The organism is Stenotrophomonas sp. STEN147 (genome assembly GCF_056757995.1).
Genome location: NZ_JBRRCG010000012.1, coordinates 22,618 through 47,305, shown reverse-complemented (window position 1 = coordinate 47,305; position 24,688 = coordinate 22,618). Strand labels below are relative to the sequence as shown.

22 protein-coding genes are annotated in these 24,688 nt (G+C 67.8%); 14 read left to right on the top strand and 8 right to left on the bottom strand.

Annotation, left to right across the window (positions count from 1 at the left end):
- Positions 1-146: 146 nt before the first annotated feature.
- Positions 147-785, bottom strand: a complete 639-nt coding sequence (locus ACVOKU_RS12865) for a response regulator (protein WP_053518414.1) — start codon at positions 783-785, stop codon at positions 147-149.
- Between the two features lie 75 nt (positions 786-860).
- On the opposite strand from ACVOKU_RS12865, the gene ACVOKU_RS12860 reads away from it, so the two are divergent.
- Positions 861-4,466 (top strand): ATP-binding protein, encoded by a 3,606-nt coding sequence (locus ACVOKU_RS12860; RefSeq protein ID WP_481560102.1) that lies wholly within the window; start codon positions 861-863, stop codon positions 4,464-4,466.
- Here the strand turns inward: ACVOKU_RS12860 and ACVOKU_RS12855 are convergent.
- Together ACVOKU_RS12855 and ACVOKU_RS12850 are read right to left on the bottom strand one after the other, a co-directional pair.
- Complete coding sequence (locus ACVOKU_RS12855) at positions 4,460-4,861, bottom strand: c-type cytochrome (protein WP_053518416.1); 402 nt, start codon at positions 4,859-4,861, stop codon at positions 4,460-4,462. The genes ACVOKU_RS12860 and ACVOKU_RS12855 overlap by 7 nt on opposite strands.
- Before the next feature lie 65 nt (positions 4,862-4,926).
- Positions 4,927-6,603: an electron transfer flavoprotein-ubiquinone oxidoreductase gene (locus tag ACVOKU_RS12850; RefSeq protein ID WP_481560101.1), complete on the bottom strand. Its 1,677-nt coding sequence runs from the start codon at positions 6,601-6,603 to the stop codon at positions 4,927-4,929.
- 256 nt (positions 6,604-6,859) lie between these two features.
- Between ACVOKU_RS12850 and ACVOKU_RS12845 the strand changes: the two genes are divergently transcribed.
- Entirely contained in the window at positions 6,860-8,023 is a 1,164-nt protein-coding gene (locus tag ACVOKU_RS12845; protein ID WP_053518446.1) for an acyl-CoA dehydrogenase family protein, read from the top strand.
- A 137-nt stretch (positions 8,024-8,160) separates the two neighbouring features.
- Here ACVOKU_RS12845 and ACVOKU_RS12840 read toward each other — a convergent pair whose 3' ends face one another.
- Together ACVOKU_RS12840 and ACVOKU_RS12835 are read right to left on the bottom strand one after the other, a co-directional pair.
- A complete protein-coding gene (locus tag ACVOKU_RS12840; protein WP_481560100.1) occupies positions 8,161-8,640 on the bottom strand; it encodes a tRNA (cytidine(34)-2'-O)-methyltransferase in 480 nt (159 codons plus the stop codon).
- A 66-nt stretch (positions 8,641-8,706) separates the two neighbouring features.
- Complete coding sequence (locus ACVOKU_RS12835) at positions 8,707-9,183, bottom strand: XAC0231 family protein (RefSeq protein WP_346480097.1); 477 nt, start codon at positions 9,181-9,183, stop codon at positions 8,707-8,709.
- Positions 9,184-9,598: 415 nt separating this feature from the next.
- Here ACVOKU_RS12835 and ACVOKU_RS12830 point away from each other — a divergent pair, with 415 nt between their 5' ends.
- From ACVOKU_RS12830 to ACVOKU_RS12815, 4 genes are all read left to right on the top strand, one after another.
- Positions 9,599-12,448, top strand: a complete 2,850-nt coding sequence (locus ACVOKU_RS12830; RefSeq protein ID WP_481560099.1) for a M16 family metallopeptidase — start codon at positions 9,599-9,601, stop codon at positions 12,446-12,448.
- A 117-nt stretch (positions 12,449-12,565) separates the two neighbouring features.
- Positions 12,566-12,883 carry a DUF4156 domain-containing protein gene (locus ACVOKU_RS12825; RefSeq protein ID WP_053518422.1) on the top strand — a complete coding sequence of 106 codons (318 nt, stop codon included), beginning with the start codon at positions 12,566-12,568 and terminating at the stop codon, positions 12,881-12,883.
- Between the two features lie 103 nt (positions 12,884-12,986).
- Entirely contained in the window at positions 12,987-14,003 is a 1,017-nt protein-coding gene (locus ACVOKU_RS12820; protein ID WP_008264841.1) for a 3-oxoacyl-ACP synthase III, read from the top strand.
- Between the two features lie 61 nt (positions 14,004-14,064).
- On the top strand, positions 14,065-14,955 hold the full coding sequence (locus ACVOKU_RS12815; RefSeq protein WP_481560098.1) for an alpha/beta fold hydrolase: 891 nt from the start codon (positions 14,065-14,067) through the stop codon (positions 14,953-14,955).
- A 92-nt stretch (positions 14,956-15,047) separates the two neighbouring features.
- On the opposite strand, the gene ACVOKU_RS12810 is transcribed toward ACVOKU_RS12815, so the two are convergent.
- Complete coding sequence (locus tag ACVOKU_RS12810; RefSeq protein WP_053518425.1) at positions 15,048-15,479, bottom strand: YkgJ family cysteine cluster protein; 432 nt, start codon at positions 15,477-15,479, stop codon at positions 15,048-15,050.
- A 104-nt stretch (positions 15,480-15,583) separates the two neighbouring features.
- On the opposite strand from ACVOKU_RS12810, the gene oleC reads away from it, so the two are divergent.
- The 3 genes from oleC to ACVOKU_RS12795 all read left to right on the top strand — a co-directional run bounded on the left by oleC (position 15,584) and on the right by ACVOKU_RS12795 (position 18,505).
- Positions 15,584-17,242, top strand: a complete 1,659-nt coding sequence (gene oleC / locus ACVOKU_RS12805; RefSeq protein ID WP_481560097.1) for an olefin beta-lactone synthetase — start codon at positions 15,584-15,586, stop codon at positions 17,240-17,242.
- Positions 17,239-18,228, top strand: a complete 990-nt coding sequence (oleD, locus tag ACVOKU_RS12800; RefSeq protein ID WP_074902286.1) for a 2-alkyl-3-oxoalkanoate reductase — start codon at positions 17,239-17,241, stop codon at positions 18,226-18,228. Before oleC ends, oleD begins: the two co-directional genes overlap by 4 nt.
- Positions 18,229-18,349: 121 nt before the next feature.
- Positions 18,350-18,505, top strand: a complete 156-nt coding sequence (locus tag ACVOKU_RS12795; RefSeq protein WP_004153593.1) for a DUF1328 domain-containing protein — start codon at positions 18,350-18,352, stop codon at positions 18,503-18,505.
- 83 nt (positions 18,506-18,588) lie between these two features.
- On the opposite strand, the gene ddlA is transcribed toward ACVOKU_RS12795, so the two are convergent.
- On the bottom strand, positions 18,589-19,674 hold the full coding sequence (gene ddlA, locus ACVOKU_RS12790) for a D-alanine--D-alanine ligase (protein WP_481560096.1): 1,086 nt from the start codon (positions 19,672-19,674) through the stop codon (positions 18,589-18,591).
- A gap of 137 nt (positions 19,675-19,811) precedes the next feature.
- Here ddlA and ACVOKU_RS12785 point away from each other — a divergent pair, with 137 nt between their 5' ends.
- The 4 genes from ACVOKU_RS12785 to ACVOKU_RS12770 all read left to right on the top strand — a co-directional run bounded on the left by ACVOKU_RS12785 (position 19,812) and on the right by ACVOKU_RS12770 (position 23,508).
- Positions 19,812-20,447, top strand: coding sequence for a ubiquinone biosynthesis accessory factor UbiJ (locus tag ACVOKU_RS12785; protein ID WP_053518430.1), 636 nt, complete (start codon positions 19,812-19,814; stop codon positions 20,445-20,447).
- Positions 20,444-22,099: a ubiquinone biosynthesis regulatory protein kinase UbiB gene (gene ubiB, locus ACVOKU_RS12780; protein ID WP_065182047.1), complete on the top strand. Its 1,656-nt coding sequence runs from the start codon at positions 20,444-20,446 to the stop codon at positions 22,097-22,099. Before ACVOKU_RS12785 ends, ubiB begins: the two co-directional genes overlap by 4 nt.
- Positions 22,100-22,104: 5 nt before the next feature.
- A complete protein-coding gene (locus ACVOKU_RS12775; protein WP_481560142.1) occupies positions 22,105-22,683 on the top strand; it encodes an O-methyltransferase in 579 nt (192 codons plus the stop codon).
- An 87-nt stretch (positions 22,684-22,770) separates the two neighbouring features.
- Positions 22,771-23,508 (top strand): pseudouridine synthase, encoded by a 738-nt coding sequence (locus tag ACVOKU_RS12770; RefSeq protein ID WP_053518434.1) that lies wholly within the window; start codon positions 22,771-22,773, stop codon positions 23,506-23,508.
- Positions 23,509-23,592: 84 nt separating this feature from the next.
- Here ACVOKU_RS12770 and ACVOKU_RS12765 read toward each other — a convergent pair whose 3' ends face one another.
- Positions 23,593-24,120: a DUF2059 domain-containing protein gene (locus tag ACVOKU_RS12765; RefSeq protein WP_065174175.1), complete on the bottom strand. Its 528-nt coding sequence runs from the start codon at positions 24,118-24,120 to the stop codon at positions 23,593-23,595.
- Between the two features lie 134 nt (positions 24,121-24,254).
- Here ACVOKU_RS12765 and arfB point away from each other — a divergent pair, with 134 nt between their 5' ends.
- Positions 24,255-24,686, top strand: a complete 432-nt coding sequence (arfB, locus tag ACVOKU_RS12760) for an alternative ribosome rescue aminoacyl-tRNA hydrolase ArfB (protein ID WP_005420755.1) — start codon at positions 24,255-24,257, stop codon at positions 24,684-24,686.
- Positions 24,687-24,688 lie beyond the last annotated feature (2 nt).

Here is a 24,688-nt window from a genome sequence, read left to right as displayed (position 1 = left end):
GCGCGGGCGCCCCGGCTGCCGTAGTGACCACGCTGGCGCCCGGAGATTGCCGGAACATTGCGTGGGCCACTGGGCGGCGTGCGTATTCATCTAGCGTCAGGCGGCATGAAGCCTGCCTGAAAGTTCAACGGCTGGATGGACAGGATTCAGATTTTGCCGTCACGCAGATAGTCGAACAGTTCCGCATCGCCTTTCAGGCCCAGCTTCAGCATCGCATCGCCCTTCTGCCGGCTGATGGTGCTGACGCTCTTGTGCAGCTGCACCGAGATCTCCTTGACCGTCATGCCGGTGCCGAGCAACCGCAGCACTTCCAGTTCGCGTGGCGACAGCGGTTTGCCGTCGCCCTCGCGCATGCGCCAGCTGCCGGCGGCCTCGACCCGCTCGCGCAGGCTGCGGCTGATATAGAGCTGGCCGCGGTTCACCGCCTGGATCGCCTGCGGCAGCTCGTCCATCGACGAACTCTTGTCGACCAGGCCGAGCACGCCGCTGTCGAGCACCATGCGCAGGATCGCCAGGTTGCTGGAAACGCTGAGCATCAGCACCTTGAGATCGGGATGGCGGCGCCGGATCATGCCGATCATGGCGAAGCCATCGGCCTGGGGACTGCCGGGCATCGAATAGTCGGTGACCAGCAGGTCGCATGGCTGGCTGGTCAGCAGCGCCATCAGCGCCTGGGCACTGTCGGCTTCACCGACGACCTGGCCAACGCCGCTGGACTCGATGACGGCGCGGGTTCCGATACGGACCACGGGGTGGTCGTCTGCGATGATGATGCGCAAGCTCATGCTCTAGTATGACCACCGGGCACGCCGGACCGCGACCATCGCGGCTCCTGGCAGGATTCTAGGAGATCAACGCCGATGCGTAGCTGGGCTGTTCGCGGGCGGGTCCTGCTGCTGGCCATGTTGGGTCCTGCCGTCGCTTGGGCGCAACTCGCGCCCGGCCCATTGCCGTTGAGTCCCCTGCAACGCGAATACCTGGCTGCGCACCCTCGCATCGTTGTCGGGCAGTATGACAGTGGTTGGCCCCCTTTCGAGTCGATCCGTGACGGCCAACAGGTGGGCCTGGGACCGGATTATTTGTCGCTTCTGGCTCGTCGCTTGGGCGTGAACGTCGAGGCGCGCCGCTATCCGGACTGGCCATCCGTGCTGGACGCGGCATGCCGGGGCGAGATCGATGTGGTCATGAACATCGGCCTCAGTGCCGACCGAACCCGTTGCATGGTCTACACCTCGGCCTATGTCGAAGCGCCGCTGGCGGTGGTCGGACGACCCGGAGACCTGCGTGCTTCGGAGATGCCGGATCTGGACGGACTGCGGGTGGTGATCGAGCAGGATTTCCTGACCGCACCGCAGGTGCGCGCCCGTTTCCCACGGGCACGACAACTTGTCGCAAATGGCACTTTGGCGGCGTTGCAGATGGTCAGAGACGACAAGGCCGACGTCTATATCGGCAATGCCTATGTCGCCACCGAGCTGATCGCGGCCCATCAGCTGAAGGGAGTGGTGTTGCTGCGGCCCAGCGATCTGCCGCCGGAGCGGGCGCACTTCGGCGTCCCCAACGGCAAGCAACCGCTGGCCGAGGCGCTGGACCTGGCGCTGGCTGCCACGAGCCAGGCGCAGCGGGACGCGCTGGCCCAGCGCTGGCTGCGGCCTCCGGAATGGTCCGCGTCGGCGCAGCTGGCCCTCAGCCAGGCCGAGAAGCGCGTGCTGCAGCAGCCGTTGAAGATCACCTTCGCGCCCAATGCCGCGCCGCTTTCGTTCACCGACCGCGATGGCCAGCCCAGCGGGCTGACCAGCGAGTACCTGCGGCGGCTGATCCAGGTCGGCGCCAACCTGCAGGTGGAAACCAGCCATGACTGGTTCGAGGTGCGCGAGAAGGCGCTGCGGGGTGAGGTGCAGGCGGTGATGGGCATTCCCACCGATTCGCGCTACCTGGGGCCGGACTGGGTGTTCAGCCAGCCCTTCATCAGCGTGCCGAGCGTGATCGTCGGCACGCGCGACAGCCCGGCGATCCTGGGGCTGGCCGATCTGCAGGGCAAGCGCGTGCTGCTGTCCGACCCGGAACGCCTGCGCGGCTACGTGCTGCAGCAGGCGCCACGGGCAAAGATCATTCCCGCGCGCAGTGGCGAGCAGGCGTTGCAGCGATTGGCCAATGGCGAGGCCGATGCCTACGTGGGCAACCTGGTCCTGGTCGACCACCTGTTGCGCAACCGCTTCCCGGGCCGTCTGCAGATCCTTGCGCCGGCCGGATTCGGCGACCAGCTGGCGCTGGCTGTCGACCGTCGCCATGCCGCCCTGGCGACCACCTTCGACCGCCTGCTGCTGCAGATGTCACCGCGGGAGCACGAGGCGCTGCGGGGCGACTGGCTGGCCGTGGAGTATCGCAGTGGCGTGGACTGGGACGCCGTACTGCATTGGGGGCTTCCGCTGCTGCTGGTGCTGCTGACCGGGGCGGTGGTGCATGGCGTCGGTCACTGGCGGCTGCGCCGGGAGGTGGCCGGGCGCCGCCATCTGGAGCAGCGCCTGGCCGAGGTCACCGACAATCTGCCGGCGGTGGTCTACCAGGCACGTCGCGACGCGGACGGCAGCCTGGCCTTCCCCTTCATCGCCGGCGACCTGCAGGCACTGTTCGGCATTCCGCGGCAGCGTGCCGAGCAGGATGCGCAGGCGCTGCTGGCGCGGATCGAGGACACCGACCGCCAGGCCGTGCTGCAGGCCATCGACCAGGCGGCCCGCCAGTTCGCGCCGCTGGCCTTCGAGTTCCGCCTGCTGCCGGGTGATGACGGCACGCCCGCGCGCTGGGTACGCAGCCAGGCCCACCCTTACGCCACCGAGGCCGGCGCCGTCACCTGGAGCGGCTACTGGGTGGACGTGACCCAGGCACGCGCACAGGCTGATGCGCTGGCGGCGGCGAAGATCGAGGCGGAACAGGCGGCCGAGGCCAAATCACGCTTCCTGGCCACGATGAGTCATGAGATCCGCACGCCGATGAGCGGTGTACTGGGCATGCTGGAAGTGCTTGCGCACTCGCCGCTGGATGCAGAACAGCAGCGCATCCTCGCCGTGATCGAGGATTCTGCGCAGATGCTGCGGCAGATTCTCGATGACATCCTCGACTACTCGCGCATCGAAGCCGGTGCGCTGCGCCTGGAGCCGGTGCCATTGTCACTGCGGACGCTGCTGGAAGGCGTGTGCCGGCTGATGTCGGCGCAGGCCAGCGCGCGTGGCCTGGCCCTGCACGTGCAGATCGATCCGCAGCTGGCTGCGGCGCATGAAGTGGATGGCGTGCGCCTGCGGCAGATCGTCTTCAACCTGCTCAGCAATGCCATCAAGTTCACCGCGCAGGGCGATGTGTGGCTGCGGCTGGAGGTGCTCGGGCCGACCACCGCCGATGGCAGCCAGCCGCTGTGCCTGAGCGTCATCGATACCGGCATGGGCATCGCGCCGGAACAACTGCAGCACCTCTTCGCGCCGTTCACCCAGGCCGGTGCATACATCCAGCGCGACCATGGCGGAACCGGCCTGGGCCTGAGCATCTGCCAGCGGCTGGTGCAGATGATGGACGGCACGTTGACCCTGCAGAGCACGCTTGGCGAGGGCACCCGCGCGGAGGTCCGTCTGTCGCTGGTGGAAGCCGGCATCGAGGACGTCGCCGTGCTGGCGAGCGAACACGAGCAGGCGGCGCTGCTGCCGATCGTGCTGCGCCAGAGCCGCGTGCTGGTGATCGAGGATCATCCGACCAACCAGGCGATGATGGCCTGGCGGCTGCAGCAGCTGGGCCTTCCGCATGTGCTGGTGAGTGATGGCCAGCAGGCGCTGGACCGGGTGGCGTCGGAACGCTTCGACCTGGTGATCACTGATTGCCGCATGCCGGTTCTCGATGGCTTTGCGTTCACCCGCCTGCTGCGCGAGCGCGAAGGCCGCCAGGGCCAGCCGCGCATGCCGGTGCTGGCATTGACGGCCAGTGTGCTGGACGACGACGCGCGACGTTGCCGCGAGGCCGGCATGGATGAGGTGCTGGCCAAGCCGTTGTCGCTGGCCACGCTGCGCGCGGCGTTGATGCGATGGTTGCCGCAGGCGTCCGTGGCGCCGCAGGAGGCGACCGCAGCGTCGTCCGCAGCGGTGGAGGGCGACGCATCGCTGGACCTGGCAGGCCTGCAGCGGCGCTTCGGTTCGCATGCGGTCGCCGTGCAGCTGGCCGCCACCCTGCTGCAGGCCAGCGAGGTGGATATCGCGGCCGTGCAGCGTGCGGTGCAGGCCGGCGACCGCGAGGCCGCCGCCCTGCACCTGCATCGCCAGGCCGGCGGGCTCGGGGCGGTGGGTGCGCACGCGCTGGCAACGCAGGCCAATGCCCTGGTCGAACGCCTGGAAGACGCCGGGGAAGTGGACAGCGCGCCGTTGTTCGCCGAGGTCCAGGCGTTCCTGTCACGCCTGCAGCAGCAGCTGCAGGGGCTGTCTCACTGAGCGGACTGCTGCTGCAGGTAAGCGATCACCAGCGCACGTCGTTCGGCGCTGGGAAACGCGTTGTACATGCGCGTGCCGGGCACCTGCTGCGTCGGTGACTGCAGGAAGGCATCCAGGGTCTGTGCGGTCCAGACGATGTCGGCCCGGCGCATGCCCTGCGAATAGCCGTAGTCGGGCAGGCTGCCGGCGCGGCGTCCGATCACACCGTGCAGGTTGGGACCGAACCGGTGGATGCCACCGGCCTGCACCGTGTGGCAGCCCGCACACAGTTCGAACGCGCGCTGCATCGCCTGTTGTCGCGCCTGCTCAGGCGTGGCCGGTGGCGTGGCCGTGCGCTGGCAGCCGCTGCACGCCAGCAGCAGGACGAGGGCAGGGAGCAGGCGGAAGGCACGCATGGGCGGAGAGGATAGCCGTGGCCGCCACGGGCCGGGCTGCGACACGCGGTCGCAGCCCGCTGCGGTCACATGCCCGAGTAGTTCGGGCCGCCGCCGCCCTGGGGGGTCACCCAGACGATGTTCTGGGTGGGATCCTTGATGTCGCAGGTCTTGCAGTGCACGCAGTTCTGCGCGTTGATCTGCAGGCGTGCGTTGTCGGCTTCGCCAACGAACTCGTACACGCCGGCCGGGCAATAGCGCGCTTCCGGGCCGGCGTACTCGGCCAGGTTCACCTTCACCGGAATGCTTGGGTCCTTCAGGGTCAGGTGGCTGGGCTGGTTCTCGTCGTGGTTGGTGCTGCTCAGGAACACCGAGCTGAGACGGTCGAAGGTCAGCACCCCGTCCGGCTTCGGGTAGCTGATGCGGGTGTGCTGGGCCGCCGGCTCCAGGCAGGCGTGGTCCGGCTGCGTACGGTGCAGCGTCCACGGCGGGTTGCGCACGCCCAGCTTGGGCAGCAGCCACTGCTCCACACCGGTCATCAGCGTGGCCACGGTCTGGCCCTTCTTGAACCACTGCTTGAAGTTCTTGGCCTGCTGCAGTTCGGTGAACAGCCAGCTGGCTTCGAAGGCCTTCGGATAGGCGCTCAGCTCATCGTGCTGGCGGTTGGCGGCCAGCGCGTCGAACGCGGCGTCGGCGCACAGCATGCCGGTCTTGATCGCGGCGTGGCTGCCCTTGATGCGGCTGGCGTTGAGATAACCGGCCTCGCAACCGACCAGCGCGCCACCGGGGAACACCGTCTTCGGCAGCGACAGCAGGCCCCCCGCGGTGATCGCGCGCGCGCCGTAGCCGATGCGGGTACCGCCTTCCAGGTGCTTGCGGATCTGCGGATGGGTCTTGAAGCGCTGGAATTCCTCGAATGGGCTCAGCCAGGGGTTCTTGTAGTCCAGGCCGACCACGTAGCCGATGGCGACCTTGCCACCGTCGGCGTGGTACAGGAACGCGCCGCCGTAGGTGTCGCTGTCCAGCGGCCAGCCGGCGGCGTGCACCACCAGGCCCGGCTCATGCCTGGCCGGGTCGATCTGCCACAGTTCCTTGATGCCGATACCGTAGGCCTGCGGGTCCTTGCCTTCGTCGAGCCTGTAACGGGCGATCAGCTGGCGGCCAAGGTGGCCGCGCGCGCCTTCGGCGAAGATCGTGTACTTCGCATGCAGCGCCATGCCGCGCTCGAAGGCCGGGCCGATGCTGCCGTCCTTCTCGATGCCCATGTCGCCGGTGGCCACGCCTATCACTTCGCCGGTGTCGCCGTACAGCACCTCGGCGGCGGCGAAGCCGGGGAAGATCGCAACCTCCAGCGCCTCGGCCTGCTGCGCCAGCCAGCGGGTCACTTCGCCCAGGCTGATGATGTAGTTGCCTTCGTTGTGGAAGCACTCCGGCAGCAGCGCATTGGGCGTGCTGCGCGACCCGGTCTCGCTGAGGAACAGGAATTCGTCGCGGGTGACCTTCTGCTTCAGCGGTGCGCCGCGTTCGGCCCAGTCCGGGAACAGTTCGGTCAGGGCGCGCGGGTCCATCACCGCGCCGGACAGAACATGTGCACCGGGCTCGGAGCCCTTCTCCAGCACGCACACCGACAGTTCGCGGCCGGCTTCGATCGCACGCTGGCGCAGGCGGATCGCGGTGGCCAGCCCGGCTGGGCCGGCACCGACGATCACCACGTCGAACTCCATTACTTCACGCGGGGGCAGGGCGTTGGCTTCAGCGCTCATCGATTGCATGACTCGTGGGTAGTGCCGGTAGCAGGGCCACCGGCGGTTGCCTGGAAATCGCGCGTGCAGCCACGGCGAAACGGTTGTTTGAATGTGTCAGGGTACCGGGACGGGCGTGATCGAGCTAGATCGCCGGTATTCACATCGTGATTGCTGCACTGCAGCGCACGCGCGCAGCCGGGTGGGTGCCGACCCTGGTCGGCACGCGCTTCCCGGATGACCGACAATGGCCCGGTCCCGACTGCGTGTGAGTGCCATGGCCCTGGATCCGTACGACCTGTTCGATGTCCGTTCCCTGCTCAGCGAGGAAGAGCGCGCAGTACAGGACAGCGTGGCCCGTTTCACCAACGAGCGCGTGCTGCCGATCATCGGCGATGCCTTCGACCAGGCGCGCTTCCCGGCCGAACTGGTACCGGAGATCGCATCGCTGGGCCTGCTGGGCGCGACACTGCCGGCCGAATACGGTGGCGGTGGCCTCGGCGCGGTCAGCTATGGCCTGATCTGCCAGGAGCTGGAGCGCGGCGATTCGGGCCTGCGCAGCTTCGTTTCGGTGCAGAGCTCGCTGTGCATGTATCCCATCTACGCGTACGGCAGCGAGGAACAGCGCCAGCAGTGGTTGCCGGCGATGGCACGCGGCGAACTGATCGGCTGCTTCGGCCTGACCGAGGCGCACGGTGGGTCCGACCCGGCCAGCATGAAGACCCGAGCGGTACGCGACGGCAGCGACTGGCGCATCAGCGGCAGCAAGATGTGGATCACCAGCGGCCCGGTGGCCGACCTGGCCATCGTCTGGGCACAGACCGAGGACGGCATCCAGGGCTTCGTGCTGGAGAAGGGCATGGCCGGTTTCACCACGCAGGAAATCAAGCACAAGATGAGCCTGCGCGCCTCGTTGACCGGCGCGCTGTTCTTCGACGATGTGCGCGTGCCCGACAGCCACCGCCTGCCGAACGTGAAGGGCCTGAAGGGGCCGCTCGGGTGCCTGACCCAGGCGCGTTACGGGATCAGCTGGGGCCCGATCGGCGCGGCCATCGCCTGCCTGGATGAAGCGCTGGGCTACGCCAAGGAGCGCGTGCTGTTCGGCCGCCCGCTGGCCGCCACCCAGAGCGCGCAGATCAAGCTGGCGGAAATGGCCCGCCGCATCACCACCGCCCAGTTGCTGGCCCTGCAACTGGGCCGGCTGAAGGAAGCCGGCCAGCTGCAGCCGCAGCAGGTCAGCCTGGCCAAGTGGAACAACTGCCGCATGGCCATCGACATCGCCCGCGAGTGTCGCGATCTGCTCGGTGGGGCTGGCATCACCACCGAACACGTGGCGATCCGGCACGCGCTGAACCTGGAATCGGTGATCACCTATGAAGGCACCGAGACCGTGCACCAGTTGGTGATCGGCCGCGAACTGACCGGCATCAACGCGTTCTGACAGCGGGTTCCGGTGGGTGCCAACCTTGGTCGGCACATTCCTTCGGCGTGCATCCGGGCATCGGTGCGGACCAAGGTCCGCACCCACCATAAGCAGGTCACACGTGTAGAGCCGAGCCCATGCTCGGCTGCTTCCTCTCACGCGCCGCCGGCAAACCCGTGCTGCCGCCAGGCTTCATACATCACCACGGCAACGGTGTTGGAAAGATTGAGGCTGCGGTTGTCCGGCCGCATCGGCAGGCGCAGGCGCCGGCCCTCCGGCAAGGCATCGAGCACCTCCTGCGGCAGGCCGCGGCTTTCCGGGCCGAACAGGAAGGCGTCGCCCTCTTCAAAGGCCAGGCTGTCGTAACGCACGCTGGCGCGGGTACTGAGTGCGAACAACCGCTTCGGTGCAATCCGCGCCAGCGCGGTGTCCAGATCCGGATGCACCTGCAGGCGCGAGTACTCGTGGTAATCCAGGCCGGCGCGCTTGAGCTGCTTGTCTTCCAGTGCGAAGCCCAGTGGCTCGACCAGGTGCAGCTGCGCGCCGGTGTTGGCGCAGAGCCGGATCACATTGCCCGTGTTGGGCGGGATTTCCGGTTGGAACAGGATCACGTGGAACTGGGGTGCGGCATTCATCGGCGCAGTGTACCTGCGACGGCTGCCAGTACGGCGCACGCCCTGCCAGGGCAGGGCGGGCACCGCTTACGGGCGCAGCAGGACCTGGGCGGTTTCGGTGGCCAGGGCCTGCAGGTCGGCCGCGCTCGGACGCACCTGCAGGGTCGGCAGGTTGACGATCACCTGGTTGGCAACGCTGGTGGCGGCGGCGGCCAGGGTGGCTGCGTAGCGCTGTGCTTCCAGTTCGGCGGCCAGGGCAACGCGCTGTTCCAGGCTCGGGCGCACTTCCACCGCGGCCAGGGTGGTGATCGGCAGGGCGGCGGCGACCGGGGCGGCGGTGAAGCCGTCGCGTTCGGCCAGCTGCTCGGCGCTCGGCCGCACTTCCACGGTGGCCAGGGTCGGGATGCTGCTGGCGCGTTCCCAGGCCTGCTGGGCCAGCTGGTCGGCGGCAGGACGAACCTGCACGGTGTCCAGGGTCTTGATGGATTCGGAGGCCTGCACCGACGAAACAACCGCGGTGCCGGCGATCAGGGCGATGGCGATGGCAATGGTCTTGGCGTTCATGACGGGGCCTGTTTAGTGTTGTTGAGCGGTGGTGTGGTAGTAAGGTAGAACACCAATTCGGGGGATGCAAGGGAAATTTTCGATTTCTTGCATTTGTTCAGTCTTCAGTCAGCTTTCGTCTGAAGCCCTTCTTGGCGCAGGAAGTACCAAGCAAACCCCGTGCCAACTTTTAATCATTGATTTGAAACGGTTTTTATCCCGTCGGAAAGTGTCCGCGGGGCGGACACCTGTCCATCCGAGGGGGCGCGGACACTGTCCGGACGCAGGGGCGGGGGAGACGTGACTGCTGTCGGGGGCCGCCGACAAGGCCCTGAACGGCTGCGAGGGCAAACACCCCCAGTGACTGCTGGCGGATTCCGGGCACCGGATGGGCACGCTAGGATCGGGCTTCACCAACGTGACCAAGGATCCGGAAATGTCTCTCGCCCTGCGCCCGCGTGCTGCACTGCTCGCTGTTGCCCTCAGCACTGCCCTGGGCACGCTCGCGCCCACTCCTGCACTGGCGGCCAAGACGGTCACGCCGGCCAAGGTCGATATTCCGTTCGAGCAGTTCACCCTGCCCAACGGGCTGCGCGTGATCGTGCATACCGACCGCAAGGCGCCGATCGTGGCGGTCAACGTCTGGTATCACGTCGGCAGCAAGGACGAGCCTGCGGGCCGCACCGGTTTCGCCCACCTGTTCGAACACCTGATGTTCCAGAGCAGCGAAAACCACGACGGCGAGTATTTCGAACCGTTCAAGCAGGTGGGTGCCACCGGCCAGAACGGCACCACCAATACCGATCGCACCAATTACTTCGAGAACGTGCCGACCACCGCGCTGGACATGGCGTTGTGGATGGAGTCGGACCGCATGGGCCATCTGCTCGGTGCGATCGACCAGGCGGCGCTGGACGAGCAGCGTGGCGTGGTGCAGAACGAGAAGCGCCAGGGCGAGAACCAGCCCTACGGCCAGGCCTGGGAGAAGCTCAACCGTGCGATGTACCCGGCCGGCCACCCGTATCACCACAGCGTGATCGGCTCGATGAACGACCTCAACGCGGCCTCGCTGGATGACGTCAAGACCTGGTTCCGCACCTGGTATGGCCCGAACAACGCGGTGCTGGTGCTGGCGGGCGATATCGACGTGGCCACCGCCAAGGAGAAGGTGGCCCGTTACTTCGGCAGCATCCCGGCCGGTCCGAGCATGGCGCAGCCGAAGGTCGACGTGGCCAAGCGCCCGGCCGACACCCGCGAGACGATGACCGACAAGGTGCCGCAGTCGCGCATCTACCGCGCCTGGAACGTGCCGCAGGTCGGCACCACCGACGTCGACCAGCTGCAGCTGCTGGCCTATGTGCTCGGCGGCGCCAAGTCCTCGCGCCTGAGCCAGCGACTGCAGCACCAGGACAAGCTGGTGGACAACATCAGCGCCGGCGCCTACGCCTCGCAGCTGGGTTCCAACTTCATCGTCATGGCCACGGTGAAGCAGGGCCAGGATCCGGCCAAGGTCGAGAAGATCATCGACGAAGAACTGGACCGGTTGATCAAGGAGGGCCCCACGGCCGACGAGCTGGCGCGTGCCAAGACCGGCTCGCGCGCAGCGTTCATCCGCGGCATCGAGCGCATCGGTGGTTTCGGTGGCAAGGCCGACGCACTGGCCGAATGCGCGGTCTACACCGGCGACCCGGGCTGCTTCCGCACGTCGCTGGCCAACATCGACAAGGCGACCGCGGCCGACCTGAAGCGCCTGGGCGCACAGTGGCTGGACGTCGGCAGCCACACGCTGGTGGTCGAACCGGGCGAGCGCGTGGCGCTGAAGGAAGATCCCTCACAGGCGCCGAAGCCGTTCAACGTGCCGGCGGTGGACCCGAAGTACGGCACCCTGCCGGAGCAGGTGGACCGCAAGGCCGGCGTGCCGCAGACCCGTGAATTCCCGCAGCTGAAGTTCCCCGCCCTGCAGCGCGCCACGCTGAAGAACGGCACCCAGGTGGTGCTGGCCGAGCGCCACGAGATTCCGGTGGTGCAGTTCAGCTACCAGTTCCCGGGTGGCTTCACCGCCGACCAGGGCCGCAAGCCGGGCACCGCCAACTTCACCATGAACCTGATGACCGAAGGCGCCGGCAAGCTCGGCTCGCTGGCCTTCGCCGATGCCGCCGATGCGCTGGGTGCAAGCCTGGACGCCGGTGCCGGCCTGGATTCGGTGACCGTGGACCTGTCGGCACTGAAGGAGAACCTGGTGCCATCGCTGGCCCTGTACCGCGATCTGCTGCGCGAGCCGCGCTTCGAACAGGCCGAGATCGACCGGGTCAAGGCCACCTGGATCGCCGGCATCCAGCAGGAGAAGGTCAACCCGAACGCGGTGGCCATGCGCGTGCTGCCGCCGCTGCTGTACGGCAAAGGCCATCCGTACGCCATTCCGTTCACCGGCAGCGGTGATGAAGCGGCCATCAGCAGCCTCACCCGCGAGGATCTGGTCGACTTCCACCGCGACTGGCTGCGCCCGCAGGACGGCACCCTGATCGTGGTTGGCGATACCACGCTGGCCGAGATCGTGCCCCTGCTGGACAAGCAGCTGGGCGACTGGAAGGCCACGGGTACCGCGCCGCAGGTGAAGGCGGCCACCGATGTGGCGCTGCCGAAGCGCCCGCGCGTGTTCCTGATCGATCAGCCGGGTGCGGTGCAGGCAAACCTGTTCGCCGGCCAGGTGGTGCCACCGTCCAGTGACGCCAGCTCGACCCGCTTCGATATCGCCAACGGTGTGATCGGCGGTGACTTCACCTCGCGGCTGAACATGAACCTGCGCGAGGACAAGCACTGGTCCTATGGTGCGCGCAGCAGTGCGCCGAACTCGGTCGGACAGCGGCCGTGGGCGGCCAGTGCCCCCGTGCAGATCGACAAGACCGGCCCGGCGCTGGCCGAGATGCAGAAGGAAATCGTCGAGTTCAGCACGGGCAGCAAGCCGGCCACCGCTGCCGAGGTCAACCGCATCCGCAACATCCAGACGCTGAGCCTGCCGGGCGCCTATGAGACCGCCAGTGCGGTCGCCGCGACCATCAGCAGCATCGTGCAGTTCAAGCGGCCGGATGACTATGTGCTGCGTCGCAAGGCCGAGATCGAGGCGATGACGCCGGCCCAGGTGCAGCAGGCTGCGGCCGAGATCAAGCCGCAGGCGCTGACCTGGGTCGTGGTGGGCGACCTCAAGCAGACCGAGGCGGCCGTGCGCGCGCTGAACCTGGGCGAGGTGACCGTGCTGGATGCCGAAGGCAAGCCGGTCAAGAAGTAAGGGACAGGCCTGCCCGCCAACGCGGGCAGGCTTCCCCGGGTAGCGCCGGGCCTCCCGGCTACCCTCGATTCAGGCGGTTCAGGCAGAATCCCCCTCATACCCTTCCAGGATCTGCCCATGCGCGTTCTGCTGCTTTCCTCCCTGCTGCTCACCGTCACCGCCTGTACCTGGGTGCCGATCGAACCGGCCGGGAAGACCGTCCGCGTGCTGCCGGCCGGCCCGGCGCCGACCGGCTGCATCACCAAGGGCGAGGTGGTGGTCACCGTGAAGAGCAAGGTCGGCTTCTACAACCGCAACCCGCTGCGCGTGCAGGAAGAACTGGAAACGCTGGCCCGCAACGAGGCCCCCAGCGCCGGCGCCAATGCCGTCCAGGCCGCCGCACCGCCGGCCGATGGCAGCCAGCGCTTTGCCGCCTTCCAGTGCCCGCCGCGCTGAATCCTTCACCATACGGGCAAGCCGGAATTCGTAAAGATGCGGTGAAGGCCCGGGGGGTTATAGAATAGCGCCCCCTTTTGCCTGAGCCTTGGCGCTAACCTCGATGCTCTTCAAGAATGTCTCGATCGCCGGCCTGGCACACGTTGATGCGCCTCATACGCTGACGACGAAGGAAATCAACGAACGCCTGCAGCCGACGCTGGACCGGTTGGGCATCCGCACCGACGTGCTCGGCGATATTGCCGGCATCCACGCCCGCCGCCTGTGGGACAACGGCGTGCTGGCCTCGGACGCGGCCACCATGGCCGGTCGCAAGGCACTGGAAGATGCCGGCATCGAAGCCACCCAGGTCGGCCTGCTGGTCAATACCTCGGTCAGCCGCGACTACCTGGAGCCGTCCACGGCCTCCATCGTCTCGGGCAATCTGGGTGTCAGCGACGAATGCATGACCTTCGATGTCGCAAATGCCTGCCTGGCCTTCATCAACGGCATGGACATCGCGGCGCGCATGATCGAGCGCGGTGACATCGACTATGCGCTGGTGGTGGATGGCGAAACCGCCAACCTGGTGTACGAGAAGACGCTGGAGCGCATGACCGCGCCGGACGTCACCGCCGACGATTTCCGCAACGAACTGGCGGCGCTGACCACCGGTTCGGGCGCTGCCGCCATGGTGATGGCGCGCTCGGAACTGGTGCCGGATGCCCCGCGCTACAAGGGCGGCGTCACCCGTTCGGCGACCGAATGGAACCAGCTGTGCCTGGGCAACCTGGACCGCATGGTGACCGACACCCGCCTGCTGCTGATCGAAGGCATCAAGCTGGCGCAGAAGACGTTCACTGCGGCCAAGATCGCGCTGGGCTGGGCGGTGGAAGAACTGGACCAGTTCGTCATCCACCAGGTCAGCCAGCCGCACACCGCAGCATTCATCAAGAACTTCGGCATCGACCCGAAGAAGGTCATGACCATCTTCGGCGAGCACGGCAACATCGGCCCGGCGTCGGTACCGATCGTGCTGAGCAAGCTCAAGCAGCTGGGCAAGCTGAAGAAGGGTGATCGCATCGCGCTTCTGGGCATCGGCTCGGGCCTGAACTGCTCGATGGCCGAAGTGGTCTGGTAAACAGACCCCTGCGTTGAATCCTGGGGCCGGTACTACCGGCCCTTTTTACAGGTGCGACCCGATGTCCAAGCTTCCCGGTTACCCCGCCCATCCCCAGCGCTTCGAGGTCCGCCCCGGCCTGTCGATGAACTATCTCGACGAGGGCCCGCGCGACGGTGAGGTGGTGGTGATGGTGCATGGCAATCCGTCGTGGAGCTATTACTGGCGCACGCTGGTGGCCGGCCTGTCGGACAAGTACCGCTGCATCGTGCCCGACCACATCGGCATGGGCCTGTCGGACAAGCCCGATGACCGTGGCTATGCGTACACGCTGCAATCGCGCGTGGATGACCTGGATGCGCTGCTCAGGCACCTGGGCATCACCGGACCGGTGACCCTGGCCGTGCACGACTGGGGCGGCATGATCGGCTTCGGCTGGGCGCTGTCGCACCCTGCGCAGGTCAAGCGGCTGGTGGTGCTCAACACCGCCGCGTTCCCGATGCCGGCAGCGAAGAAGATGCCATGGCAGATCGCGCTCGGACGGCACTGGAAGATCGGCGAGTGGATCATCCGCACCTTCAATGCCTTCTCCGCCGGCGCATCGTGGCTGGGCGTGGAGCGGAAGATGCCCGCAGACGTGCGCCGCGCGTATGTATCGCCGTACAACAGCTACGCCAACCGCATCAGCACCATCCGCTTCATGCAGGACATTCCGCTGGGCCCGGCCGACAAGGCGTGGTCGCTGCTGGAGCGCGCGGGCAAGGCGCTGCCGTCGTTTGCCGATCGCCCGGCCTTCATAGGCTGGGGCCTGCGCGACTTCGTGTTCGACCACCATTTCCTGCAGGGCTTCCAGGCGGCGCTGCCGCAGGCCCAGGTGCATGCCTTCAAGGACGCGGGCCATTACGTGCTGGAAGACAAGCACGAGGTGCTGGTGCCGGAGATCCGCGCCTTCCTGGACGCGAACCCGATCTGATCGGATCCCTTCGGTAGCGCCGGGCCATGCCCGGCGTTGTCGTACAGGGGGTCAGAGCCCTTCCGTGCCGGAAACGGGCCCGACCCTGACCGTCACGCCGCGATCGGCGCCTGCGGCGGAGACGACGGGCTGCTGCCGTTGTCGTCCGGATGATCGTCGTCGTTGTCCGCCTCGTCGCGCCAGCGCCAGTCGGCCAGCGTCAGCGGGTCCAGGCCGTAGGCGATGCGGGCCTTGTCGCACTGCGGGCTGGCCTTGCCGTACTCCCATGAGGCATCCACTTCGCGGCACACGCTGGGCCGGTTGGGGTGGATCGTGCAGCGCGAATACACGCCGATCTGCGCATCCAGTGCCACGCAGCGCACCGGTTTGGAGTGGGTGCCGCGCATGCACAGGCGATGCGGGTCGAGCACTTCGGTCAGCTGGTGGGGCACGCCGCCCGGGGTGACCTCGTCCGATTCCATCCAGTGGAAGGCCACGCGGTACTGGGTGCAGCAGGCGCCGCAGGTCATGCAGGGGTGTTGCATGGGCAAGCCGCCTCGGGCGGCAGTCGGAATCGGGAACGAGGCTGCGGATTTTCCACGAAGTGAGCCGCCGCGCAAGAAATTCCGTAAGCGGCGACAATGAACGGATGAACCGACCCTGCAACATTGCTGCGCGGTTGCCTGAACTGGCCCGTGAACGCCCCGACCAGATCGCCATCCGCTGCCCCGGCCGCCGCGGCGCGGGCAACGGCATGGCGGCCTACGATGTGACCCTGGACTATCGGCAGCTGGATGCCCGCAGCGACGCCATGGCCGCGGGCCTGGCCGGCTACGGGATCGGGCGCGGCGTGCGCACGGTGGTGATGGTGCGGCCCTCGCCGGAGTTCTTCCTGCTGATGTTCGCCCTGTTCAAGCTGGGTGCGGTGCCGGTGCTGGTCGATCCCGGCATCGACCGGCGTGCGCTGAAGCAGTGCCTGGACGAAGCCCAGCCGGAGGCCTTCATCGGCATCCCGCTGGCCCACGTGGCACGGTTGGCGCTGCGCTGGGCGCCGTCGGCGACCCGCCTGGTCACGGTGGGACGGCGGCTGGCCTGGGGCGGGACCACCCTGGCCGCGCTGGAGCGCGCGGGTGCGCAGGCCGGGCCGATGCTGGCGGCCACCGACGGCGAGGACATGGCCGCGATCCTGTTCACCAGCGGCTCCACGGGCGTGCCCAAGGGCGTGGTCTACCGCCATCGCCATTTCCTCGGCCAGATCGAGCTGCTGGGCAGCGCCTTCGGCATGGAGGCCGGCGGGGTGGACCTGCCGACGTTCCCGCCCTTCGCGCTGTTCGATCCCGCATTGGGGTTGACCTCGGTGATCCCGGACATGGACCCCACGCGGCCCGCGCAGGCCGATCCGGCACGCCTGCATGATGCGATCCAACGCTTCGGCGTGACCCAGCTGTTCGGCTCGCCTGCCCTGATGCGGGTCCTGGCCCGCCATGGCCGGCCGCTGCCGTCGGTGACCCGGGTGACCTCGGCCGGTGCCCCGGTTCCGCCGGATGTGGTGGCCACCATCCGTGGCCTGCTGCCGGCCGGTGCCCAGTTCTGGACGCCGTACGGCGCCACCGAATGCCTGCCGGTGGCGGTGGTGGAAGGCCATGAACTGGAGCGCACCCGTGCGGCCACCGAGGGCGGTGCGGGTACCTGCGTGGGCAACGTGGTGGCCCCGAACGAAGTGCGCATCATCGCCATCGACGATGCACCGCTGGCCGACTGGTCGCAGGTGCGCGTGCTGGCCACCGGCGAGGTGGGCGAGATCACCGTGGCCGGCCCCACCGCCACCGACAGCTATTTCAATCGTCCGCAGGCCACCGCTGCGGCGAAGATCGCCGAGACGCTGGCCGATGGCAGTACCCGCATCGTGCATCGCATGGGCGATGTGGGCTATTTCGACGCGCAGGGCCGTCTGTGGTTCTGTGGACGCAAGACCCAGCGCGTGGAAACCCCGCACGGCCCGCTCTACACCGAGCAGGTCGAGCCGGTGTTCAACACGGTACAGGGCGTGGCACGCACCGCGCTGGTCGGCGTGGGTCCTGTGGGCGCGCAGGTGCCGGTCCTGTGCGTGGAACTACAGCGTGGACAGTCCGACAGCCCGGCGCTGCATGAAGCGCTGCGCGCCCTTGCCGGCGCACGCCTGCCCGAGGCCGGGCTGCAGCACTTCCTGGTGCATCCGGCGTTTCCCGTCGATATCCGTCACAACGCCAAGATCGGCCGCGAGAAGCTCGCCGTCTGGGCCAGCGCCGAACTGGAGAAGCGCGCATGAAGATCCTGGTCACCGGTGGTGGTGGTTTTCTGGGCCAGGCGTTGTGCCGCGGGCTGGTCGAGCGCGGCCACCAGGTGCTGGCGTTCAACCGCAGCCACTACCCGGCGCTGCAGGCGCTGGGAGTGGGCCAGATCCGTGGCGACCTGGCGGACCCGCAGGCCGTGCTGCATGCGGTGGCCGGTGTCGATGCGGTGTTCCACAACGGAGCCAAGGCCGGTGCCTGGGGAAGTTACGACAGCTACCACCAGGCCAATGTGGTCGGCACCGACAATGTCATCGCTGCCTGCCGTGCGCATGGCATCGGCAGGCTGGTCTATACCTCCACACCGAGCGTGACCCATCGTGCCACCCACCCGGTGGAAGGACTGGGCGCGGACGAGGTGCCTTACGGCGAGGATTTCCAGGCGCCGTATGCGGCGACCAAGGCGATCGCCGAACAACGGGTGCTCGCCGCCAACGACGCGACGCTGGCCACGGTGGCGCTGCGCCCGCGCCTGATCTGGGGGCCGGGCGACCAGCAGCTGGTGCCGCGCCTGGCCGAGCGCGCACGGCAGGGCCGGCTGCGGCTGGTCGGTGATGGCAGCAACAAGGTCGACACCACCTACATCGACAACGCCGCGCTGGCGCACTTCCTGGCATTCGAGGCGCTGGGCCCGGCGGCGGCCTGCGCCGGCAAGGCCTACTTCATCTCCAATGGCGAGCCACTGCCGATGCGCGAGCTGGTCAACACGTTGCTGCAGGCCGTGGGCGCCCCCCCTGTGGAGAAGGCAATCAGCTTCAGGACCGCCTACCGGATCGGTGCGATCTGCGAGCGCCTGTGGCCGCTGCTGCGGTTGCGCGGCGAGCCGCCGTTGACGCGTTTCCTCGCCGAGCAGCTGTGCACGCCGCACTGGTACAGCATGGAGCCGGCGCGCCGTGATTTCGGCTATGTGCCGCAGGTCAGCATCGAGGAAGGGCTGCGTCGGCTGAAGGCCGCGTCGTCATGACGGCAGCCTCACGGCGCTGAAGACTTCATCGCGCGCAGAACCGGCCATCACCGGTTGCACACCGCCGGACCGGGAGGATGGACCCCACGCCACCCACGGCCGAATATCTGCGAGGAGCGCCATGCTGCATTACGCCGTCATTTTCTTCGTCATCGCCATCATCGCCGCCGTGCTCGGTTTCTCCGGCATCGCCGGCGCGGCCAGCAACATTGCCTGGATCCTGTTCGTGGTGTTCCTGGTCCTGGCGGTGATCTCGATGTTCCGCAAGCGCGGCTAGTGAGCCCCGGAGCAGTGCTGGTCGATGGCCGGCACTGCTCCGGCGGAAGCGGTTGTTTCCTGTAGTACCGGGTAGTGCCTGGCCTACAGCAGCCTGTGATCGGCTTCGTGCCGTTCCAGGGCCAGTTCAATCAGGCGTGTGATCAGCGTGGTGTAATCCACGCCACTGGCGCCCCACAGCTTCGGATACATGCTGATGCGGGTGAAGCCCGGCAGCGTGTTGACCTCGTTGATGACGACGCGGCCATCGCCGGTCAGGAACACATCCACTCTGGCCATGCCCGCGCACTCCAGCGTCTGATACGCCTGCAGGGCGATCTGCCTGATCCGCTGCTGGGTGGCATCATCGATGTCGGCCGGGACCACGACGTCGGCGCCGTTCTCGTTGAGGTATTTGGTGTCGTAGGCATAGAACTCGTCGTGCACGACCACTTCGCCACACACGCTGGCCTGCGGCTGCTCGTTGCCGAGCACCGCACATTCGATCTCGCGGCCGGCCACGGCCGCTTCCACCAGAACCTTGTGGTCGTAGCGCAGCGCCCGTTCCAGCGCGGCCGCGAAGCCGGCAGCGTCCTTGACCTTGCTCACCCCCACCGACGAACCCTGGTTGGCCGGCTTCACGAACAGCGGCAGGCCGAGCTGGGCGATGATGCCGTCGACATTGATGTTCGCAGCCTGGTGGCGACGGATGCACTGCCAGGGCGCCACCTGCAGGCCGGCATCGCGCAGCAGGCGCTTGGTCACGTCCTTGTCCATGGCCACGGCCGAGCCCAGCACCGGTGAACCGACGAAGGGCAGGTTGGCCATGCGCAGCAGGCCCTGCAGCGCGCCATCCTCACCCAGCGGACCATGCACGATCGGCAGGACAACGTCGATCTGGCCGAGCACGGCAGCCGGATCGGCGGGCTGCAGCTGCGCCTGTCCGGCGCCCGGGTGCACCGACAGCGCGACGCCGGACCGGTGCAGCGCGATGCGCGCCGGATCATCGGCGTTGAGCAGGAAGCTCCCGGGCTGGCTCAGGTGCCATCGGCCCTGCTTGTCGATGCCGATCAGCACCGGCTCGAAGCGCTCGTGGTCGAGTGCGTCGAGGATGTTCTTCGCCGACTGCAGCGAGACTTCGTGCTCGGAGGACGTACCACCGAAAATGATGCCGACCCGGGTCCTGCTCATGGGCAATGCGATGTCCTGGACGTTGCGTGGCCCCACAGCATGGACCTTCCTTGGCCCGGCAGGTGAGGCGGGGATGAACCCGCACCCATCCGCGCTGCCCGGCCCAAGCCCGGCACCCACGAAGGTAGAATGGGGCCATGGCTCTTTCCCTGCTCAAGTCCCTCAAGCCGGTCGCCGGCCGTGCCCTGCAGATCGCCCTGAACCGCGCCCTGGCGCTGGATCCGGATACCCGCCACGCGCTGGCCGGTCTGGATGGCCGGCATATCGATCTGACCCTGGAGGCTCCTGCGCTGGCCATGCGCATCAGCGTTGACGGTGACCAGCTGCGGGTGGGGCCGGTGGATGCGCAGGAAGCCGATCTGGCCGTACGCAGCAGCCTGTCGGGGGTGCTGGCCCAGCTGCCGCTGCTGGCCAATGCCCGGCGCGCCGACAGCACCGGCAAGGGACGCGTGCGCGTGGCCGGCGATGCCGAGCTGGCGCGCCGCCTGCAGCAGCTGGCCAAGGGCTTCGACCCGGACTGGCAGCAGCCCTTCGTCAGCGTGTTCGGCGAGGTGCTGGGCGTACAGGTGGCCAACACACTGCGCGGCGCGCTGCAGCACGCCCGCCAGGGCGTGATCGATCTGGCGCACAGTGCAGCCGAATTCATTACCGAGGAATCGCGCGACGTGGTGCCGCGCGCCGAGCTGGACGCGTTCCACGACGATGTGGATGTGCTGCGCGATGATGTCGAGCGCCTGGGTGCACGCGTGCAGCGCCTGCGGGGTGCGGCATGAAGGCGGTGCTGCGGGCCAGCCGCATCGGCCGGGTGATCCTGCGCTACCGCCTGGATGACCTGCTGCAGGACACGCCGGCCGAACGCTGGCTGCGCCTGGCCAAACCCTTCGTTCCGCGGGCCTCTGCCGACATCGCCGCGCAATCGCGTGGCGCACGCCTGCGCCTGGCGCTGCAGGACCTGGGTCCGATCTTCGTCAAGTTCGGGCAGATCCTGTCGACCCGTCGCGACCTGGTGCCGCCGGACGTGGCCAACGAACTGACCCTGCTGCAGGACCGGGTCAAGCCGTTCGACGGCGACACCGCGCGCCGCATCGTCGAGGACGCGCTGGGCCTGCCGGTCAGCGAAGCCTTTGCCAGCTTCGATACCGAACCGCTGGCGTCGGCCTCGATCGCGCAGGTCCATGCGGCCACGCTGGCCGATGGCCGCCAGGTAGTGGTCAAGGTGCTGCGCCCGGGCATCGAGAAGCAGATCGACGCCGATATCGCCCTGCTCAATTCACTGGCCACGCTGGTCGAGCGCACCCACCCGCGTGCCGACAAGATCCGCCCGCGCGAAGTCGTGGCGGAAGTGGAGAACACCCTGGCCGCCGAGCTGGACCTGCAGCGCGAAGGCGCCAACGCCAGCGTCCTGCGCCGCTTCTGGGAGAACTCCGACGACCTGTACGTGCCGGAAGTGATCTGGAGCCACACGGCCGAGCGCGCGCTGACCCTGGAGCGCGTGTGGGGCATTCCCTCCGATGACATCGTGGCACTGGACGCCGCCGGGATCGATCGCAAGGCGCTGGCCGCCAAGGGCGTGCGGGTGTTCTACACCCAGGTGTTCCGCGACAACTTCTTCCACGCCGATGCGCATGCCGGCAACATCTGGGTCGACCCCGACCCGGCACGCCGCAGCGATCCACGCTTCATTGCGCTGGACTTCGGCATCATGGGCCAGCTGTCGCAGGAAGATCAGTACTACCTGGCCGAGAACTTCATGGCCATCTTCAACCGCGACTACCGCCGCATCGCCGAGCTGCACGTGCAGGCGCGCTGGATGCCGGACCATGTGCGCATCGACGACCTGGAGGCGGCGGTGCGCTCGGTGTGCGAGCCGTACTTCACCCGCCCGCTGTCGCAGATCTCGCTGGCGGAAGTGCTGATGAAGCTGTTCCGCGTGGCGCAGCGCTACCAGCTGACGCTGCAGCCGCAGCTGATCCTGCTGCAGAAGACCCTGTTGAACATCGAAGGCGTCGGTCGCCAGCTCGACCCGCAGATCGATATCTGGGCGGTGGCCAAGCCGGTACTGGCGAAGATCCTGCGCGAGCGCTACAGCCCGCGCAGGGTGATGCGCGAGCTCGGCAAGCGCCTGCCGGAAATCATGACCCACGCACCGGACATGCCCCGCCTGGTGCATGCCTGGCTGACCCAGCAGGTGGAGGGACGTCACGAGCTGGCGATGCGCTCGCGCGATCTGGTATCGCTCGATGCCAGCGTGCAGCGCCTGCAGAAGCATGCGGTCGGTGCCATCACCGGCGTCGGCCTGCTTGCCATTGCCGCCTTGATGTACGTGCTGCAGCCGCCCGGCTGGTACTGGGGCGACCTGCCGATGTGGAGCTGGCTGTCGGGCGCGGTGGGTGTGGCCGCATTGGCCCGGGCGTGGTGGAAGTAGCCGCCGTGCTGCAGGCGCTCAAGGACGAACTGGCGCGCTTTGGCGCCGACAACGATGCGCGCGAAAGCGAGCGGGCCCGGCGCATGCTCAACATCACGCCGGATACCGGTGCGCTGCTGTCGCTGCTGGTACGTTTCGGACAGGCGCGGCGCGTGCTGGAGATCGGCACCTCCAACGGCTATTCCACCCTGTGGCTGGCCGAGGCTGCCGCTGCCATCGACGGCCATGTGACCACGCTGGAGTACGCTGCCGACAAGGTGGCCCTGGCCGGCGCGACCTTCGCCCGCAGCGGCCTGCAGGCGCATATCACCCTGATGCACGCTGACGCCGGGGCGTGGCTGGCGCAGGCGGCCGATGCCAGCATCGACCTGCTGTTCCTCGATTCGGATCGCGAGCAGTACGCTGGCTGGTGGCCGCACCTGCGCCGCGTGCTGCGGCCCGGTGGCCTGCTGGTGGTGGACAACGCGATCTCCCACGCCGAACAGATGGAGCCGCTGCGTGCAGCACTGGTGGCCGATCCTGATGTCAGCGTCAGCCTGGTGCCGGTGGGCAACGGCGAACTGCTGGCTGTGCGCAACGCCTGACTGCCTCGCGGCACAAACCCGGGGTCAGATCCCTTTTCCGCAGGAAAAGGGATCTGACCCCATACAGGCCGCCCGTATAATCGCGCGGTGAGCACCGAACCCGATACCCTCGCCGCGGTCGAGACCGACACCGCCCCCCTTCGGCTCCTGCACCTGGATGAACGCCTGGCGGTGGTCGACAAGCCGGCCGGGCTGATGGTCCATGACAGCAAGCTGGCCCGTGGCGAAGATGATTTCCTGGCCGATCGCCTGCGTGAGCAGCTCGGGCGCCCGATCTTTCTGGTGCATCGGCTGGATCGTGCCACCAGTGGCTGCCTGCTGCTGGCCTTCGACCGTGACACCGCCAGTGCGCTGGGCAAGGCCCTGATGGGCGGCGAGGTGGCCAAGGACTACCTGACCATCTGCCGCGGCTGGCCGGCCGAGGCGTCTTGGCGGGTCGACCACGACCTCGACGGCGGCCCCGGGAAACCTGTCAAGAAGCCTGCCATCACCGACTTCCAGTGCCTGGCTACCGGCGAGCTGCCGGTGCCGGTCGGCGAGTTCGCCCGTTCGCGCTATGCGCTGCTGCGCTGCCAGCCGCAGACGGGACGGTTCCGGCAGATCCGCCGGCATCTCAAGCATCTTTCGCACCACATGATCGGCGATACCAGCCACGGCGACGGCCGCCACAACCGCATCTTCCGCATGCAGGGGGTGCACCGCATGCTGCTGCACGCCGAGCGCCTGCGTTTTCCGCATCCCGAGGGCGGCACGGTGGATGTGCGGGCGCCGCTGGACCGGGAATTCCAGAAGGCACTGGACCTGTTCGGCTGGCGGGTGGAGTGAAGGCAGCGCCGGGCATGGCCCGGCGCCTTCCGCCACGCAGCGGCCGCGCGTGGCACTCGCCGGGCATGGCCCGGCGCTACCGCCTCACTTCTTTTCGGGCTCGTTGACGATCGCTTCCAGATCCTTCTGCAGGTCGGCGAACAGCGGCTGCATGCGCGACTGGATGGCCACCATCACGTTCTGCATCAGCGCCGGGGTCTTGTCGAGCAGACTCTGCCCCGCCGGGCTCTCGTAGAACTCGGCCATCGCCAGCACGTCTTCCTTGCTGAAGGTCTTCTTGTAGAGATCCACGTACATCGGCCGCAGCTGCTGCCATGACAGGGCCTGGCGCAGGGTCTGGCTGGTCCGTGCCTGGATGCGCTTGAGCTGTTCCTGCTGCTGGGCGTTGAGCTGGCGCTGCGACGCGACCTGCTGGAACTGCTGCTGCTGCATCGCCTCGATCTGCGGCAGCATGGTGTCGATCATGCTCTGCGCGCGGGAGGCCGACAGCAGGCGGTTGATGTCGCCGTCGGTCGGCGCGGCGGCCAGGACCGGGGCGCTGGCCACGGCCAGCGCCAGCAGAAGGGCAGCACGGCGCAGCAGGGCGGGCAGGGTGGATGCGGAGCGGATCATGCGAAGCTTCCTGCGGTACATGGGACGGCCAGCATACCCGCTGGCAAGGCGAAGGCGGCGTGTTCGGTGCCTGATCGGCGGCATACGGCGCGCGATGCCGCACTCCGCCACGTGGCTGCCGTTACAATGCGCGGATGGGCAGTGGACCGGTCACCATCAGCGCGCAGCTTGAGATCCCCGACGGCGAGATCGTCGAGCGTTTCGTGCGTGCCAGTGGTGCCGGTGGCCAGAACGTCAACAAGGTGTCCACCGCGGTGGAACTGCGTTTCGACGTGGCCAACTCGCCCTCGTTGCCCGAACCGTTGCGCGCGCGCCTGCTGGCGCGGCGTGACCGGCGGATGACCGGCGAAGGCGTGCTGGTCATCGACGCGCAACGCTTCCGGACCCAGGATCGCAATCGCGAGGATGCGCGCGAGCGGCTGGCGGCCTTCATCCAGGCCGGGTTGAGCGTGCCCAAACCGCGCAAGGCCACCAAGCCGACCCTCGGGTCGAAACTGCGTCGTCTGGACGCCAAACGCGGGCGCGCGCAGATCAAGCGCGGGCGCTCCTCACGTGACTGGGAGTGATT

Bases quoted from the DNA above. Each gene is read 5' to 3' on its own strand.
- ACVOKU_RS12845 (WP_053518446.1), top strand. From the start codon at position 6,860: ATGGCCCTGGATCCGTACGACCTGTTCGATGTCCGTTCCCTGCTCAGC.
- ddlA (WP_481560096.1), bottom strand. From the start codon at position 19,674: ATGAGCAGGACCCGGGTCGGCATCATTTTCGGTGGTACGTCCTCCGAG.
- ACVOKU_RS12820 (WP_008264841.1), top strand. From the start codon at position 12,987: ATGCTCTTCAAGAATGTCTCGATCGCCGGCCTGGCACACGTTGATGCG.
- ACVOKU_RS12765 (WP_065174175.1), bottom strand. From the start codon at position 24,120: ATGATCCGCTCCGCATCCACCCTGCCCGCCCTGCTGCGCCGTGCTGCC.
- ACVOKU_RS12785 (WP_053518430.1), top strand. From the start codon at position 19,812: ATGGCTCTTTCCCTGCTCAAGTCCCTCAAGCCGGTCGCCGGCCGTGCC.
- ACVOKU_RS12795 (WP_004153593.1), top strand. From the start codon at position 18,350: ATGCTGCATTACGCCGTCATTTTCTTCGTCATCGCCATCATCGCCGCC.
- ACVOKU_RS12830 (WP_481560099.1), top strand. From the start codon at position 9,599: ATGTCTCTCGCCCTGCGCCCGCGTGCTGCACTGCTCGCTGTTGCCCTC.
- oleC (WP_481560097.1), top strand. From the start codon at position 15,584: ATGAACCGACCCTGCAACATTGCTGCGCGGTTGCCTGAACTGGCCCGT.
- ACVOKU_RS12860 (WP_481560102.1), top strand. From the start codon at position 861: ATGCGTAGCTGGGCTGTTCGCGGGCGGGTCCTGCTGCTGGCCATGTTG.
- ACVOKU_RS12840 (WP_481560100.1), bottom strand. From the start codon at position 8,640: ATGAATGCCGCACCCCAGTTCCACGTGATCCTGTTCCAACCGGAAATC.
- ACVOKU_RS12850 (WP_481560101.1), bottom strand. From the start codon at position 6,603: ATGAGCGCTGAAGCCAACGCCCTGCCCCCGCGTGAAGTAATGGAGTTC.
- ACVOKU_RS12815 (WP_481560098.1), top strand. From the start codon at position 14,065: ATGTCCAAGCTTCCCGGTTACCCCGCCCATCCCCAGCGCTTCGAGGTC.
- ACVOKU_RS12835 (WP_346480097.1), bottom strand. From the start codon at position 9,183: ATGAACGCCAAGACCATTGCCATCGCCATCGCCCTGATCGCCGGCACC.
- ubiB (WP_065182047.1), top strand. From the start codon at position 20,444: ATGAAGGCGGTGCTGCGGGCCAGCCGCATCGGCCGGGTGATCCTGCGC.
- ACVOKU_RS12865 (WP_053518414.1), bottom strand. From the start codon at position 785: ATGAGCTTGCGCATCATCATCGCAGACGACCACCCCGTGGTCCGTATC.
- oleD (WP_074902286.1), top strand. From the start codon at position 17,239: ATGAAGATCCTGGTCACCGGTGGTGGTGGTTTTCTGGGCCAGGCGTTG.
- arfB (WP_005420755.1), top strand. From the start codon at position 24,255: ATGGGCAGTGGACCGGTCACCATCAGCGCGCAGCTTGAGATCCCCGAC.
- ACVOKU_RS12810 (WP_053518425.1), bottom strand. From the start codon at position 15,479: ATGCAACACCCCTGCATGACCTGCGGCGCCTGCTGCACCCAGTACCGC.
- ACVOKU_RS12825 (WP_053518422.1), top strand. From the start codon at position 12,566: ATGCGCGTTCTGCTGCTTTCCTCCCTGCTGCTCACCGTCACCGCCTGT.
- ACVOKU_RS12855 (WP_053518416.1), bottom strand. From the start codon at position 4,861: ATGCGTGCCTTCCGCCTGCTCCCTGCCCTCGTCCTGCTGCTGGCGTGC.